This window comes from Mesorhizobium sp. B2-4-12 (genome assembly GCF_006441575.1).
GTDB lineage: Bacteria > Pseudomonadota > Alphaproteobacteria > Rhizobiales > Rhizobiaceae > Mesorhizobium.
Window position 1 is genome coordinate 72,267 of the sequence record NZ_VFVC01000011.1, and the last position, 13,262, is coordinate 85,528.

The following is a 13,262-nucleotide window of genomic DNA, read 5'->3' on the forward strand; positions in this document are numbered from 1 at the left end:
TTCAATTCCTCGCCGCGTGACCGGAAACCTCGGCACCTGCCCCTTGCGGCAGCACGAGGAAACGGAGCGCCGCCACCAGCCCGATGGCGCCGATCGCGAGGAAGGCGATTCGAAAATCGACGAGGTCGAGTGCCGGCCCATCCCTGGCGATCTGGGACAGGTTGAGGATCGCCGCCGCCACGGCGACGCCGAACAGCATCGCCACCTGCTGCAGCATCGACGACAGCGTCGCCGCCGAACTGCGCTGCGCCGCGGCGATATCGGCAAAGGCCAGCGTGTTGAGCGCGGTGAACTGCATCGAACGCGACAGACCGGCGATCAGCATCAGCACGACAACCAGGGCCTGCGGTGTCTGCGGCGAGATCGCCGCGCAGGCCATGATCGAGGCCGAGGCGGTGATGCCGTTGACGACCATCACCGAGCGAAAACCGAAACGCCGCAGCGTCGGCGTCGTCACCGTCTTCATGCCGAGATTGCCGAGAAAATAGGCCAGGATCATCATGCCGGCATCGACGGGCGAGAGGCCGAAGCCGACCTGGAACAAAAGCGGCAGCAGGAACGGCGTCGCGTTGATCGCCACCCGGAAGATGGTGCCGGCGGCCAGCGTCGAGATGGCGAAGGTCTGCACCTTGAACGAGGACAGGTCGAGCAATGGGTGCGGGGCGCGCCGGAGATGCCGCACCGCCAGCCAGCCGACGACGATCCCCGCCGCGATCAGCAGCACCGTCGGCAGCATGCCATCCTCGGGATGCGCGAAGCGCTCGAGGCCATAGAGCAGGCAGGCGAGCCCGAGCGAGGTCAGGAAAAACCCCGGCCAATCGAGCGGCTTGGGATCGGCCTCACGGTCGCCGGGGATGAAGCGGGCGACAAGCCCCAGCCCGACCAGCCCAAGCGGGATGTTGATGAAGAAATTCCAGTGCCAGGACAGATAGGTGGTGATGAAGCCGCCAAGCACAGGCCCGACCACGGGCGCGAACAGCGCCGGCCAGGTGATCAGCGCGGTGGCGTTGAGCAGTTCGGGTTTCGACGCATTGCGCAAGACAAGAATGCGCCCGACCGGCGTCATCAGCGCGCTGCCCAGGCCCTGCACGGCGCGTGCGGCGACGAATTCTGTCAGGTCCCGGGAGAAGCCGCAGGCGAGCGAGGCCAGCGTGAACAGCGCGATCGCGACGAGGAAAATGTTGCGCGCGCCGAACCGGTCGGCGAGCCAGCCCGATAGCGGCACGAACACCGCCATGGTCAGCATGTAGACGGTGATGCCGATGCTCATCGCCACTGCCGGCACGCCGAAGGAGGCGCCCATCTGCGGCAGCGACGTCGAGATGATCGTCGAATCCAGCAGTTGCATGAAGAAGGCGATGGCAACGATCAGCGCCACGCGCCGCGCGTTTGTTGCTGCTGTCGTCGTGGGTTGAGGTGGGGCTTCGTCTTGGGAAAGAGCAGTCATGACGACCCGGTTTGAACAGCATCCGGCTGGCTCAGTCCATAGGTTATCCAACAAACTTTCGTATCGCCTGTTTGCCTGTTATGGAGGGAGTGGGGGCTCCCGAGGAACAGTGCGCGCATGAAGCCCATCTATATCGACTATCTCAATGCCTTCGACATCGACGCCCTTGCCATGACCGATGCGGAAATCATCGGCGCGGTCGAGGCCGGGCTCGTGGCGCAGGGCAAGGGCCAGACGGTGATCGAGCCGCGCGTCCACCTGGAGCCCGACCCGTCCTTCCACGGCCATTTCAACGTGCTGCGCGGCTATGTGGCGCCGCTCGATGCGGCGGGCGTGAAGATTGTCGGCGATTATGTCGACAACTATCTGCACGGACTGCCGTCCGAGTTCGGCATCCTCAATCTGTTGGATCCGCGCACCGGCACGCCGCGCGCCATTCTCGACGCCACCGTCATCACCGACATGCGCACCGGCGCGGTCACCGCCATCGGCGCCAAGCATATGGCGCGCAGGAATTCCAAGGTGCTGGCCCATATCGGCGCGCGCGGCACTGCCTATTGGAACGTGCGGCTGCTCGACCATCTCTGCGACTTCGACGAGATCCGCGTCCATTCGCGCCGCCCGGAAAGCCGCGACGGCTTTGCCGCCAAACTGTCGGCCGATCTCGGCAAGACGGTAACGGCGGTGGCCGACTGGGAAGGCTGCGTCAAGGGAGCGGACATCGTCGTCGAGGCCTCGCGTCTGCCGGAGCCGCAGCCGCTACTCAAGACCGAATGGATCAAGCCCGGCGCGCTTGTGGTACCCTATGGCACGATGAGCGCGGTGGAACTGTCGCTGACCGACATCATGCAGAAGATGGTCGTCGACGATTGGGGCCAGTGCAAGGGCGGCAAGTTCGGCTCGCTGCGGGCCCATGTCGAGACCGGGCGGCTCAGCGAAAAGACGCTGCATGCCGAGCTTGGCCAGATCGCCGCCGGTCTAAAGCCGGGTCGCGAAAGCGACGACGAAACAATCCTGTTCTGGCATCGCGGCCTGTCGCTCTCCGACATTGCGCTCGGAAAGGCGATGCTGTCCAAGGCGCAAGCCCAAGGCATCGGCCAGAGGCTGCGCTTCGCATGAGCGCGCTGGTCCTCACCGGAGCCCGCATCGGCACAGGCGATGTCGCCGCGGTCGCCCGTGAAGCGCGCAAGGTGGAAATCGGACCCGATGTCATCGGCAGGTTGGAAAAGGCGCGAAAAGTGCTCGATCATGCCGCCGCCTCTGGCCAGCATATCTATGGCCTGAACACCGGACTTGGCGCCAATCTCGGCACGACGGTCGAAGGCGACGCCAGCGCTTTCCAGCGCCAATTGCTGGAAGGGCGCAGCGGAGCGGTCGGCGAAACGCTGCCGACCGAGACTGTCCGCGCCACCATGGTCGCGCGCGCATCGATGCTTTCGGCCGGTGGCTCCGGCCTTTCGCCTGCCGTGTTCGTCGCTTTGGTCGACGCCCTCAATGCCGGTGTCCATCCGGTGATGCCGTCGCTCGGTTCCATCGGCGCCGGCGACCTCGTGCTGATGACCGCGCTCGCCCGCCTGCTGATCGGTGAAGGCGAGGCCGATTATCAGGGACGACGAATGCCGGCGGCAAAGGCGCTGATGATGGCCCGCCTTGCCCCGATCCGCCTGGCGCCCAAGGACGGGCTGTCGCTCGTCAACGCCTCGGCGGTCTCCGCCGGCAGCGGCGCGCTCGTGGTGACGGATACGCTGTCGGCCCTTGTCCAGCAGCAGCAGGCCGGCGCGCTGACCATGGAAGGCATCGGCGCCAACCGCACCATCCTTGATCCGCGCCTGCACATGGCACGCCCGGCGGCCGGCCAGCAGGAAGCCGCCAAGGCGCTGCATGATCTTCTCGCCCGCGACGAGGCACCGGCGCCGACAACCCTGCAGGACCCGCTCTCGATCCGCTGCATGCCATCGATCCACGGTGCGCTGATCGACGCAATCGCCCAGGCAAAGCGGGCCGTCGAGATCGAGCTCAATGCCGCGGCCGACAACCCGCTGGTGGTCGGCGACGACGGCGTGGTGATGTCGACAGGCAATTTCCACACGGCTGCCCTGTCGCTCGCCTTCGAGACGCTCAGTCTGGCGATCGCGCAATGCGCCGCGGCGAGTGCGGCCCGCTTCATCCAGCTCACCGGTTCCGGTCGTAACGGCCTGCCAAAATATCTCTCCCCGGTCGGCGGCGCGTCGGCTGGTTTCGTGCCGCTGCAAAAGACGGTGACCTCGATCCTGGCCGCCATCCGCCACAAGGCCAATCCGGTGATGCTCGATTTCCTGCCCATCTCGGAAGGCGTCGAGGACCACGCGACCCAGTCGCCGCTCGCCGTTGCGAAATGCGCCGGGATGATCATGCTGTGGCGGCGGTTGATCGCCTTCGAACTGATGGCCGCCGCCCAGGCCGTCGACCTGCGTGAAGGGCTGGTGCTGGCACCACGTATATCGGCCGTCCACGCGGGGATCCGTGCGCTCGTCCCGGTGCTGAAGGAGGACAGGCCGCTCGGCATCGACGCCGAAGCGCTCCATGCCGCGCTTGCCAGCGGGAATTGGACCTTACATCAGGCTGACCTTGTCCAGGAACAGGCGTAGCTCGGCCGGATCCATGTGCACGATGTGCCTGTCCTCGGGATAGGCGCCGCTGTTGACGTCGGCGACATATTCGGAGAATGCGGCGACCCGCTCCGCTTGCAGCCGGTCACACTCGGCGGCGAAGTTGCGATAGACTTTGGAATGGCGGGGCATGTGACCACGGTTCTGGCCAAGAATATCCTCGGCGAACAGATATTGCGCGTCGCAGCCCGTGCCCGCCCCCATCGACAGCATGATGAGCGGAGTACGCTCCGAGATCGCCTTCGCCACCTCGACCGGCACCACTTCGATCTCGGCGCCGATGGCGCCGGCCGCCTCCAGTTGCTTCACCGCCTCGAAAACCTGCATGGCGGCGTCGGCGGTCTTGCCGACGGCCTTGAAGCCACCGGTCCAGGTCGCGCGCGATGGAATGAGGCCGACATGGCCGATAACGGGGATAGCATCGTCGGCCATCCGCTTGATGGTGGCGTAGCCGGCGCTGCAATAGACCGCGTCGGCGCCGGCCTTGTAGAGGCGGAAGGCCCAGCGGACGAAATCATCCGCCGTGCCGATCTCGAAGAAATTCTCGCCCGGCATGGTGAACAGGCTGGGGGCTGCATCGCGGTATTGCGGGTTGAGCACCAGTTCGGGCGGCACCGAGACGATGTCGACCCCTGCCCGTTCGGCGGCCTCGGCCTCGTCCAGGGTCAGAACACGCAGCATGGTCAGTTGGCGCTTACCCTTCATCGCGCGCAGATCGGCGACGGTCGGTCTCTTTCGGCTCATCGAACTTTGTTCCTTCATTGTGTTGGGGGAGGCCATGTCGGCCGATCAGTCGATCTCGATCATCACCTTACCGGCCTCGACCTTGACCGGATAGGTCTTGAGATTGACGCAGACCGGCGCGCCCTTGGCCTGGCCGGTCTTGTAGTTGAAACGGCCATTGTGTTTCGGGCATTCGATGATGTCGTCCATCACCAGCCCGTCGGCCAGATGCGCCTTCTCATGCGTGCAATAGCCGTCGGTGGCGAAGAACTCGTCATCCGGCGAACGGTAGACCGCGAAGGTGCGGCCGCCACGATCGAAGCGAATGACATCCTCTTCCTCGACGTCGTCCACCGCGCACGCTTCAACCCAATTGGCCATCTCGGGCTCCTCACGACATTGGCGATCGCTACTCGGCCGCCGCCGACATATCGGCCCCATGGAACTCGCCGCGATAGGGTCTGGCCGTCGGCGGCAGTTCACGCTTGAGGTAATAGTCCTCGTATCTCAGTTGCCTGAGCAGCACCGGCCAGACCTCGCGATAGGCATGCCACATCGACGGGTTCGGCTCCGGCAAATCGTGCTTGATCAGTTCGTGCAGCCTTGGCAGCGCGTGATAGGGCACCATCGGGAACATGTGGTGTTCGACATGGTAGTTCATGTTCCAGTAGATGAACCGGCTGATCGGGTTCATGTAGACGGTGCGGGTGTTGAGCCGGTGATCGACGACATTGTCGGCAAGGCCGATATGCTGCAGCAGGCCGGTCGTCACCATATGCCAGGTGCCGTAGAGGCGCGGCACACCGATCAGCACCAGCGGCACCCATGATCTAAGCCCGATCGCGAGAGCGATCGTCGCGACATAGATGGCGACATGCCAGCGGGCCGCGACCACGGCCTTGTGCTGTTCCATCTCCGGGATGTAGCTCTTCTCGTCGTCAGACAGCGTGCCGAAAGCCTGGCGCACAAGCGTCGGCAGCGAATAGCGGAAGTCGAGAATGCCGGTGAAGGCCAGCGCCGCCTTCAACAGGTCCGGCGGACGCATGACGGCAATCTCGGCATCGCGGCCGACGATGATGGTGTCGGTGTGGTGGCGGGCATGGCTCCAGCGCCATTGCACGGGATTGCGCATCAGCATGAAGGAGGCGATGTGGTAAACCACGTCGTTCATCCAGCGCGTGCGGAACGCCGTGCCGTGGCCGCATTCATGCCAGCGCGAGTCGCTGGACGAGCCGTAGAGCACGCCGTAGACGAACAGGAACGGCACCACCCACCCCGAACCCCAGAACCAGACGATCCCGGCGGCCGAGCCCAGGATCGCCGCGAGCCAGATCGCCGTGTCGCGGATCGCCGGGCCGTCGCAGCGCCGCATCAACTCCTTCATCGCCTTGCGCGGCACGTCGGTGTGATACCACTCGGCCGAGGCCAGGCCGGTCTCGATCGCGATCCGTGTGCTTTCGCCGACCAGGCTGTAGTCGCGCTTCGCCATCGTCTTCTCCCGCTGGCCTCAAAGGCCGTTGGCGCGGAATTTCCCGTCCAGAAATGTCTTGGCGCGCGGCACGTCGTCCTCGGTCAGATGCTCGATGATGACAGGGATGTTCGGGTGCTTCTCGCTGAGCCGTCTGAGATAGAGATCGTAGTTGAGCGAGCCGAGACCAGGAGCGGGCAGTTCGATCTCGCCGACGCCACGGAATGTCAGCCCCTCATGGGCGTTCTCGTCGCCGATGTCCGCATGCTTTTCCGACTTGTCGCCGCCCGAGCGCTTGACGTCCTTGGCGTGCGCGATCCTGATCTTTTCGGCCAGCGTGTCGAACACCTGGTTCAGCACCTGGTCCATGCGATCGATGTTGTGGGCCTCGAAATAATTGGTCGGGTCCATCAACAGGCCGAGCCCGGGGTGATCGACCTGCGCGAACATTTTCACCGTCTCCTCGACCGAGCCGACGACATTGTTGACATAGGTTTCGAGCAGGAACACCGCGCCGTGGTCATAGGCCGTCCGGGCAAGGTCGGAGATCACCTTGCGGCATTCCTCGAAACCCTCTTCGGTCTTGTTCCTGGGATGATGCACCCAGTCGGATTCGGTGTTGTAGGTGCCGGTTTCGGAGATCACATAGGGCGAGCCGAAATCGCGCGCGTTGCGGATGATCTCCTTGAGATAGCCGACGCGCCTTTCGCGCTCGGCTTTGTCGGGATGGATGATGTTGGTGTAGCCTGAAATGCAGCAGACCGGCAGATTGTGGTCGCGGAATGTATCGCGGACCTTTTTTGCCTTATCCCTGGTGATCTGTCCCGCCGACAGGTCGATATCCCTGAAATGCAGGTCGAGCTGCACGGTGTTGAAACCGAGCCCGCGGATGCGCCTGGCGGCCTCATCCAGCTCGTAAGGAAAATAGCCCGTAAAGATACCTGCCTGCATCATGGGGTGAAGTCCTCCCGGTAAGCGATTCAGTGGCCATACTAATCCGTGGCCGGATGTTCAGTCGGTCGAGATTTCGGAGAGCCTGACGGTGCGGCCTTTTGCCATCGAGCGATAGCCGGCTTCGACCAGCGCCATGGTCTTGACGTTGTCGGCGACCGACAGCGCCGGCGGCGTGCCGGTCTTTACGGCATATTGAAGCTGCTCCATCACGCCGATGAAGGCGTGCGGGAACCACATCGTGTCCCAGCTCGGACTGACCCATTCTCCGCCGGTCGTCTCGGTCGAGGCATAGGTCAAGGTCGATGCCACGCCTGTCGGCCAGCCGATCGTGCCCTTGGCGACACCCTTGGTGCCGTCGACGCGCCAGTTGATGTGCTGATCGTCTCGATAGCCCTGCTGACGGGGCCCGGACCACACATCCTCCAGCGACACAGCGAGCACGCCGGAAGGGAACCGCAAGGTCGACACCGTGATGCCATCGGAATGCTCGAACGTCGTGCGCGGATCCTTGCGCGTTAACGTGGTGATCTCCAGGGGATCACCGAACAGGAAGCGCAGCACGTCGAGATGATGCACGCTCATATTGGCAAGTGTGAGCCGGTCGTAATCGGCGAGGAAGGCTTGCCAGTGCGGGATCGCGTGCATGTCGATCTGCGCGAAGACGATGTCGCCGAGCGCGCCACTGTGGATGATCTGCTTCAGCACGCGCATCGACTGGTCGTAGCGCATGTTCTGGTTGACCGAGAGGATCTTGCCTGAAATCGCCGCCTCGTCGCGCAGCTTGACGGCTTCCTCGACTGACAGCGCCAACGGCTTCTGCGCCAGGATCGCCTTGATGTGCTTCTGCTTGAGCGCGTGGCGGATCAACGCCGGCTGCTGGTCGGGAGGAAAGGCAAGGTCGACGATCTCGACATTGTTGTCTTCGATCAGCTGCTCCGGCGTGTCATGCACGGTCGGGATGTCCCAGCGTGTGGCGACCTTCTCGGCGCTGGCCTTCGTCCGCGACGCGATCGCCACCACTGGAAATTCGGCCTGGGCGTAAGCGCCCAGGTGGCACTCGGCCATGATCATACCGGCGCCGACGCAGCCGATCCGGTATTCCCTGGCGCGCACCTTGACGTCCGGCTCGAAACCCATGCTCGCCATCCAATCCTCCCCGAGAAACTGGATATAACGCCATGGCCCCGGCATCGGCCAAGGCCTGCACCATCATTTCCCATCAGCACAATGGAGGTGAGAGCCGCGAAGGTTCAAATGCAAAAAGGACGGCTCAGTTGGGCGCGGCGTCGAAGAGTGATGTTCTATCTTATTGAACCTCAGCGACCGCGGCATCGACAAAGCTGACGACCGCCCCGCCATCCTCGCCAGCACCGATCGCAATGCGCCCGCCGGAGGCGATGCCCGCAATGTCGCAAACCACGAGCGGCATACTGATCCCGTAAAGAAACTCGGCGACGATGGCGCCGACGGCGAGGATCGGGTCCGGCCTCTCCAGAAGGATACCTGCGGGCGCCGTGCCCCGGCGGATCGCCTCGGCCAGGACAGAGGACGAGGAAGACGACCCACGCCCGCTCGGCATGACGAGGATCTTGCCGGCGACGTTCTGGCCGAGGCCGGGGTGCGAATGATCTGTTATGTCGCCGGTTTCGGCATCTATGCCACCCCAGAAGCTGAGCGGCTGCGAAAACACCAAGCTGTGTCCCTCTGCTGCGCCGATCAGTTGGAAGCTGCCTGCTCGTTCGATCAGCTTGCTCATGACGTACCTCGCACGACATGCCCGACAGCGGCGGAACGGATGCAATCCCTCATCTCGGCGAAAGCGACAGTCACGCCGATATTGCCCGGCGCGTAATGTGCCCATTTGCCGGAATTAGTCATAACCACGCCGTCGAGCCGTTCGAGGATCGCGGTGACATAGGTGCAGGTGTCGGCGACGGGGATCAGGCCGAACGCCTCCATGCCGTCAAGCGCGCCCTCCTCCTGCAGCCGCGTCAGCGTCGCCCGCCCGGTGCTGACATAGATCGGAATGCCCTTGCCAGGCGCGACCTCGCGCAGCATGGGCAACAGGCGCATCCATTCTTCGTGGGAAAAGTGCGGCGTGCCCAGCGACACGGCCGAGAGCGGCGCACCGTCGGCCACTCCAGACAGCCTGGCCAACGCATGATCGACGTCGGCACGGCTGATACGGATAGTCTCCTCGGGCGCCATGCCCTGGAATGCGTCATCAAGCGTTTCCGCTTCCGGCGTGATGCCGACCGCATGAAACAGCGCCACGGCGCCGGTCGTTGCGGCCGCGGCACCCAGCGCCTTCAACTGGTCCTCGTCGCGCGGTTGCGGCAGGCCAGTGACAACCGGGACACGATCGCCGCTTGCTTGCCCGATGATCAGCCCGACGCCGACAAACAGGCTGTCGCTCGGTTCCGGATCGGCAACCGCCAGTTCGAACAGGATGCGCCCGCGCCGGTTTTCGCTGAGATGCAAGCCCCAGGCCGGCGCGCGTCCGGTCATGGCGCAGCACAGATCGATGAAGTCGCCATAGCGGTTGGTACGCGCGCCGATGACCGAATTGGCGAAGACGATGGCGTTGGATTCGCCCCAGGCTATCTGCTGCCCGAATTCGGGCCGGAACCGCGTCTGGTAGGGCGCGCAGGTGAAGGTCGCCTGGCAGCCAAGCTCCAGATGCGCCTTCATCAGCCGTCGCGCTGGCACTTCCTCCGCTGCCGCCATCTTCACCATGCCTGGATGGATGAGGTCGAACGAGCCGACATTGAGCGTCGTCGGTACCAGCACGCGGCCGCCGCCCTCGACCAGCCGTTCGACGAAATCGAGCCCTGCCTTGCCGTGATAGAGACAGCCATCGATATGGGCGCCGGTGATGTCGAGCAGGCTGCCTGCTCCGACGGCTTTGGAGAAGGCGACGAGGGTTTTCATGGCGGCTGCGGCCGATGGACCTTGCTCGCCGTCGAGCATGGATTGATCTCCGACAGTCAATTCCAAAGTCATCGGTACTCCAGAAGCTTACTCGACAGTATGGCGGGACAGCGCCCCCCTCTGCCCTACCGGACATCTCCCCCACGAGGGGGGAGATTGGCAGCTTCGGCCTTATTGCACTTTTTGCAACGTGGAATTCCGCGAAACCGGCGATAACAGCCGATCTCCCCCCTCGTGGGGGAGATGTCCGGCAGGACAGAGGGGGGCGCGAAGGAACGCCAGCGGCCCATCTATCGACAGCGACCTAATCCCCCGCGATCAGCACCGTGCTCTCCGGCGACCAGCGCAGCACCACGTCCTGCCCTTCCGCCAGCCGGTCCACGCCGGTGTTCTGCACGATGACCTTCAGCGTCTGGCCGGCACGCTCGACGAAATAGGTGCTGTTGTTGCCGGCGAAGATGCGCTTCGACACCTGCCCCTTGAGCATGTTGGCATTGGCGGCATCCATGGCCTCGGCATCGGTGTCGATGCGGATGCGTTCGGGCCGCACGGCACAACTCGCCTTGGTCCCGGCGGCAAGCGTCGCACCCGCGCCGGCCGCGATGGCCGTACCGTCCGGCAGGCGGATACCGTTGCCGGTCGCGTCGCCGCGAAAGATGTTGGCGTCGCCGAGGAAGGTGGCGGCGAATTCGCTCTTTGGCCGGTCGTAGATTTCCTCCGGCGGTCCTTCCTGCACCAGCCTGCCGTCGCGCAGAATGCCGATGCGGTCGCTCATCGTCAGCGCTTCTTCCTGGTCGTGGGTGACGAAGATGGTGGTAATGCCGATCTCGCGCTGGATGCGCTTCAACTCGATCTGCATGTCGACGCGCAGCGCCTTGTCGAGCGCGCCCAGCGGCTCGTCGAGCAAAAGCACGCGCGGCTTGGTGACGATCGCGCGCGCCAGCGCCACGCGCTGGCGCTGGCCGCCGGAGAGCTGGTGCGGGCGCCGGGCGCCAAGCTTGCCGAGTTGCACGAGGTCGAGCGCGCGCTGCACTTCCGTGGCGATCACAGCCTTCGCCGCGCCGCGCACCGACAGGCCGAAGGCGATATTGTCGGCGACACTCATATTGGGAAACAGCGCATAATTCTGGAACACCATGCCGATGCGCCGCTTTTCCACCGGCACCCGCTCGACGCTCTCGCCGCCGATGGAAATACGGCCCGAGTCGGGAAAGTCGAAACCGGCGATCTGCCGCAGCAGCGTGGTCTTGCCACTGCCGGACGGGCCAAGCAGGGCATAGAAGCCGCCATCGGCGAAATCGATGGAGACATCGTCCAACGCCTTGTGCGCGCCGAAGCTGCGCGAGACGTTCGATACCTGCACGCCGGCCATTATTTCTCTCCGCCGAATTTGAAGAAGCGCGCCGTGAGCAGCATCAGCGCCATCGACACGACAATGATGATGGTCGAGACCGCATTGATCTCGGGCGTAAAACCCTTGCGGATCGCGGCATAGATTTCGACCGGCAGCGTCGTCTGTCCCGGCGTCGACAGGAAGTAGGAGACGACGAACTGGTCGAACGAAACCGCAAAGGCGAACAGCCCGCCGGCGATGACGCCCGGCATGATCCAGGGCAGCGTGACGCGATTGGTCACCTGCCACTGATTGGCGCCAAGCGAGCGCGCCGCCTCTTCCAGCTCCGGCGCGAAGGTCTGCAGCCGGGCCGAGACGACGACGATGACATAGGGCAACGCCAGCGCGACATGGCCGAGCAGGATGGCGAACAGGCCGCGCCCGATGCCGACGCCGAAGAAGAAGATCAGCATCGCCGTGCCGGTGATCAGCCACGGAATGGCGATCGGCGGGAACAGCAGCGCCTGCAGCAATTTCTTGCCGCGAAACTCGTAACGAAAGAGCGCCAGCGACGCAGCCGTGCCAAGAACCACACAGATGACCGTAGTGATGACGGCGATCTCGAGGCTGTTCCAGGTGGCCGCGATCAGCTGGTCGTTCTGCCACAGCGAAGCGTACCACTCGGTCGTCCATTCGAACGGCAATTGGTAGAAGGGCGAGGCGTTGAACGACATCAGCGCCATGATGATGATGGGCAGATAGAGGAAGGCCAGCAGCAGCAAGATATAGAGCCGGCCGAGCCATTCGAGGATACGTGTCGTCGCCATCATGTCGTCCTCCGCAGCACCGGCGACGCGATCGCCAGGATGACCAGCACGACGGCCAGCAGGATGAAGGACAGCGCCGCCCCAAGCGGCCAGTTGAACACGGCGACGAACTGGTCCTCGATGACGGTGCCGTAGAAGGTGCCGGTTCGACCGCCGAGGATACGCGGCTCCATGAAGGAGCCGACGACCGGCACGAAGATGAGCGCGGCGCCCGCCACAAGACCGGGCATCGACAGCGGGATGATGACCCGCTTAAGCACCTGCAGCCGCGAGGCGCCGAGCGAGCGCCCGGCCTCGATCAGCGAGTCGTCGATGGCTTGCAGCGTGAGATAACAGGTCAGCACCATATAGGGCACGTAGGAGTGCACCAGTCCGATGATGACCGCCGGATAGGAATACATGAGGTCGATGTTGATCTTGAACGGCAGCACGGCGTTGAGCGCCGTGTCGAGGATGCCGCCCTCGCGTAAAACCATCGCCCAGGAGAAGATGCGCACCAGCCCGTTCGACCAGAACGGCAGGATGACGAGCAGGAAGATCGCCTCGCGGCTGCGTCCCTTCAGCACCTTGGCCAGCACGTAAGCGGCGGGATAGCCGATGACGATGCACCACAGCGTTACTTCAAGGCCGAGGCGCAGCGAGGCCAGGAGCAATGTCAGGTAAAGGCTCTGCGAGAAGAATGCGGCATAGTTGCCAAGCGTGAATGCCCATGGCTTTCCCGACAAAGGCAAGTCGGTCATGAAGGAGAAAAAGACCATGGCGGAAAGAGGCAGGAAGATCGCCACCGTCAGCCAGAGATAGGCCGGCGCCAGCAATGGCAGCGCCGATCTCAGCCCGCCGCGTGACGCAACTGCCCCCTGCACTGCCATGATAACCCTCCTCCCCAGGATTGAAGGACCAGCCGGCGCGAGCCGCCGGCTGGTCCGGATGT

Annotated in this window: 13 protein-coding genes; 2 read left to right on the top strand and 11 right to left on the bottom strand. The window is 64.0% G+C overall.

Translation table 11 applies throughout. The annotated features are described in order from the left end of the window. Position 1: 1 nt before the first annotated feature. Positions 2–1,447, bottom strand: a complete 1,446-nt coding sequence (locus FJ934_RS09425) for a DHA2 family efflux MFS transporter permease subunit (RefSeq protein ID WP_140609023.1) — start codon at positions 1,445–1,447, stop codon at positions 2–4. 117 nt (positions 1,448–1,564) lie between these two features. Between FJ934_RS09425 and FJ934_RS09430 the strand changes: the two genes are divergently transcribed. Beyond that, positions 1,565–2,566 (top strand): ornithine cyclodeaminase family protein, encoded by a 1,002-nt coding sequence (locus FJ934_RS09430; protein WP_140609025.1) that lies wholly within the window; start codon positions 1,565–1,567, stop codon positions 2,564–2,566. Continuing rightward, the gene (hutH, locus tag FJ934_RS09435) at positions 2,563–4,074 is read left to right on the top strand and encodes a histidine ammonia-lyase (RefSeq protein ID WP_140609027.1); all 1,512 of its coding nucleotides are present in this window, start codon (positions 2,563–2,565) and stop codon (positions 4,072–4,074) included. Before FJ934_RS09430 ends, hutH begins: the two co-directional genes overlap by 4 nt. On the opposite strand, the gene FJ934_RS09440 is transcribed toward hutH, so the two are convergent. From FJ934_RS09440 to FJ934_RS09485, 10 genes are all read right to left on the bottom strand, one after another. Beyond that, positions 4,039–4,839 (bottom strand): 3-methyl-2-oxobutanoate hydroxymethyltransferase, encoded by an 801-nt coding sequence (locus FJ934_RS09440; RefSeq protein WP_140609029.1) that lies wholly within the window; start codon positions 4,837–4,839, stop codon positions 4,039–4,041. The genes hutH and FJ934_RS09440 overlap by 36 nt on opposite strands. A 45-nt stretch (positions 4,840–4,884) precedes the next feature. After that, positions 4,885–5,199: a MocE family 2Fe-2S type ferredoxin gene (locus FJ934_RS09445; protein WP_140609031.1), complete on the bottom strand. Its 315-nt coding sequence runs from the start codon at positions 5,197–5,199 to the stop codon at positions 4,885–4,887. Between the two features lie 28 nt (positions 5,200–5,227). Next, complete coding sequence (locus FJ934_RS09450; protein WP_140609033.1) at positions 5,228–6,307, bottom strand: fatty acid desaturase family protein; 1,080 nt, start codon at positions 6,305–6,307, stop codon at positions 5,228–5,230. 18 nt (positions 6,308–6,325) lie between these two features. Beyond that, the gene (locus FJ934_RS09455) at positions 6,326–7,240 is read right to left on the bottom strand and encodes a sugar phosphate isomerase/epimerase (RefSeq protein WP_140609035.1); all 915 of its coding nucleotides are present in this window, start codon (positions 7,238–7,240) and stop codon (positions 6,326–6,328) included. Between the two features lie 57 nt (positions 7,241–7,297). Further along, the gene (locus FJ934_RS09460) at positions 7,298–8,386 is read right to left on the bottom strand and encodes a Gfo/Idh/MocA family oxidoreductase (RefSeq protein WP_140609037.1); all 1,089 of its coding nucleotides are present in this window, start codon (positions 8,384–8,386) and stop codon (positions 7,298–7,300) included. A 160-nt stretch (positions 8,387–8,546) separates the two neighbouring features. After that, positions 8,547–8,996 carry a DUF126 domain-containing protein gene (locus FJ934_RS09465; RefSeq protein ID WP_140609039.1) on the bottom strand — a complete coding sequence of 150 codons (450 nt, stop codon included), beginning with the start codon at positions 8,994–8,996 and terminating at the stop codon, positions 8,547–8,549. Beyond that, a complete protein-coding gene (locus FJ934_RS09470) occupies positions 8,993–10,243 on the bottom strand; it encodes an aconitase X (RefSeq protein WP_140609041.1) in 1,251 nt (416 codons plus the stop codon). The genes FJ934_RS09465 and FJ934_RS09470 overlap by 4 nt, the downstream gene beginning before the upstream one ends. Positions 10,244–10,475: 232 nt before the next feature. Then, the gene (locus FJ934_RS09475; protein ID WP_140609043.1) at positions 10,476–11,543 is read right to left on the bottom strand and encodes an ABC transporter ATP-binding protein; all 1,068 of its coding nucleotides are present in this window, start codon (positions 11,541–11,543) and stop codon (positions 10,476–10,478) included. Next, positions 11,543–12,331 (bottom strand): ABC transporter permease, encoded by a 789-nt coding sequence (locus tag FJ934_RS09480; protein ID WP_140609136.1) that lies wholly within the window; start codon positions 12,329–12,331, stop codon positions 11,543–11,545. The genes FJ934_RS09475 and FJ934_RS09480 overlap by 1 nt, the downstream gene beginning before the upstream one ends. Next, positions 12,331–13,200 carry an ABC transporter permease gene (locus FJ934_RS09485; RefSeq protein WP_181165567.1) on the bottom strand — a complete coding sequence of 290 codons (870 nt, stop codon included), beginning with the start codon at positions 13,198–13,200 and terminating at the stop codon, positions 12,331–12,333. The genes FJ934_RS09480 and FJ934_RS09485 overlap by 1 nt, the downstream gene beginning before the upstream one ends. Positions 13,201–13,262: the final 62 nt, after the last annotated feature.

What these genes read in the sequence shown, in the direction of transcription:
- FJ934_RS09425 (WP_140609023.1), bottom strand. Translation starts at nt 1,447, where the DNA reads ATGACTGCTCTTTCCCAAGACGAAGCCCCACCTCAACCCACGACGACA.
- FJ934_RS09430 (WP_140609025.1), top strand. Translation starts at nt 1,565, where the DNA reads ATGAAGCCCATCTATATCGACTATCTCAATGCCTTCGACATCGACGCC.
- hutH (WP_140609027.1), top strand. Translation starts at nt 2,563, where the DNA reads ATGAGCGCGCTGGTCCTCACCGGAGCCCGCATCGGCACAGGCGATGTC.
- FJ934_RS09440 (WP_140609029.1), bottom strand. Translation starts at nt 4,839, where the DNA reads ATGAGCCGAAAGAGACCGACCGTCGCCGATCTGCGCGCGATGAAGGGT.
- FJ934_RS09445 (WP_140609031.1), bottom strand. Translation starts at nt 5,199, where the DNA reads ATGGCCAATTGGGTTGAAGCGTGCGCGGTGGACGACGTCGAGGAAGAG.
- FJ934_RS09450 (WP_140609033.1), bottom strand. Translation starts at nt 6,307, where the DNA reads ATGGCGAAGCGCGACTACAGCCTGGTCGGCGAAAGCACACGGATCGCG.
- FJ934_RS09455 (WP_140609035.1), bottom strand. Translation starts at nt 7,240, where the DNA reads ATGATGCAGGCAGGTATCTTTACGGGCTATTTTCCTTACGAGCTGGAT.
- FJ934_RS09460 (WP_140609037.1), bottom strand. Translation starts at nt 8,386, where the DNA reads ATGGCGAGCATGGGTTTCGAGCCGGACGTCAAGGTGCGCGCCAGGGAA.
- FJ934_RS09465 (WP_140609039.1), bottom strand. Translation starts at nt 8,996, where the DNA reads ATGAGCAAGCTGATCGAACGAGCAGGCAGCTTCCAACTGATCGGCGCA.
- FJ934_RS09470 (WP_140609041.1), bottom strand. Translation starts at nt 10,243, where the DNA reads ATGACTTTGGAATTGACTGTCGGAGATCAATCCATGCTCGACGGCGAG.
- FJ934_RS09475 (WP_140609043.1), bottom strand. Translation starts at nt 11,543, where the DNA reads ATGGCCGGCGTGCAGGTATCGAACGTCTCGCGCAGCTTCGGCGCGCAC.
- FJ934_RS09480 (WP_140609136.1), bottom strand. Translation starts at nt 12,331, where the DNA reads ATGGCGACGACACGTATCCTCGAATGGCTCGGCCGGCTCTATATCTTG.
- FJ934_RS09485 (WP_181165567.1), bottom strand. Translation starts at nt 13,200, where the DNA reads ATGGCAGTGCAGGGGGCAGTTGCGTCACGCGGCGGGCTGAGATCGGCG.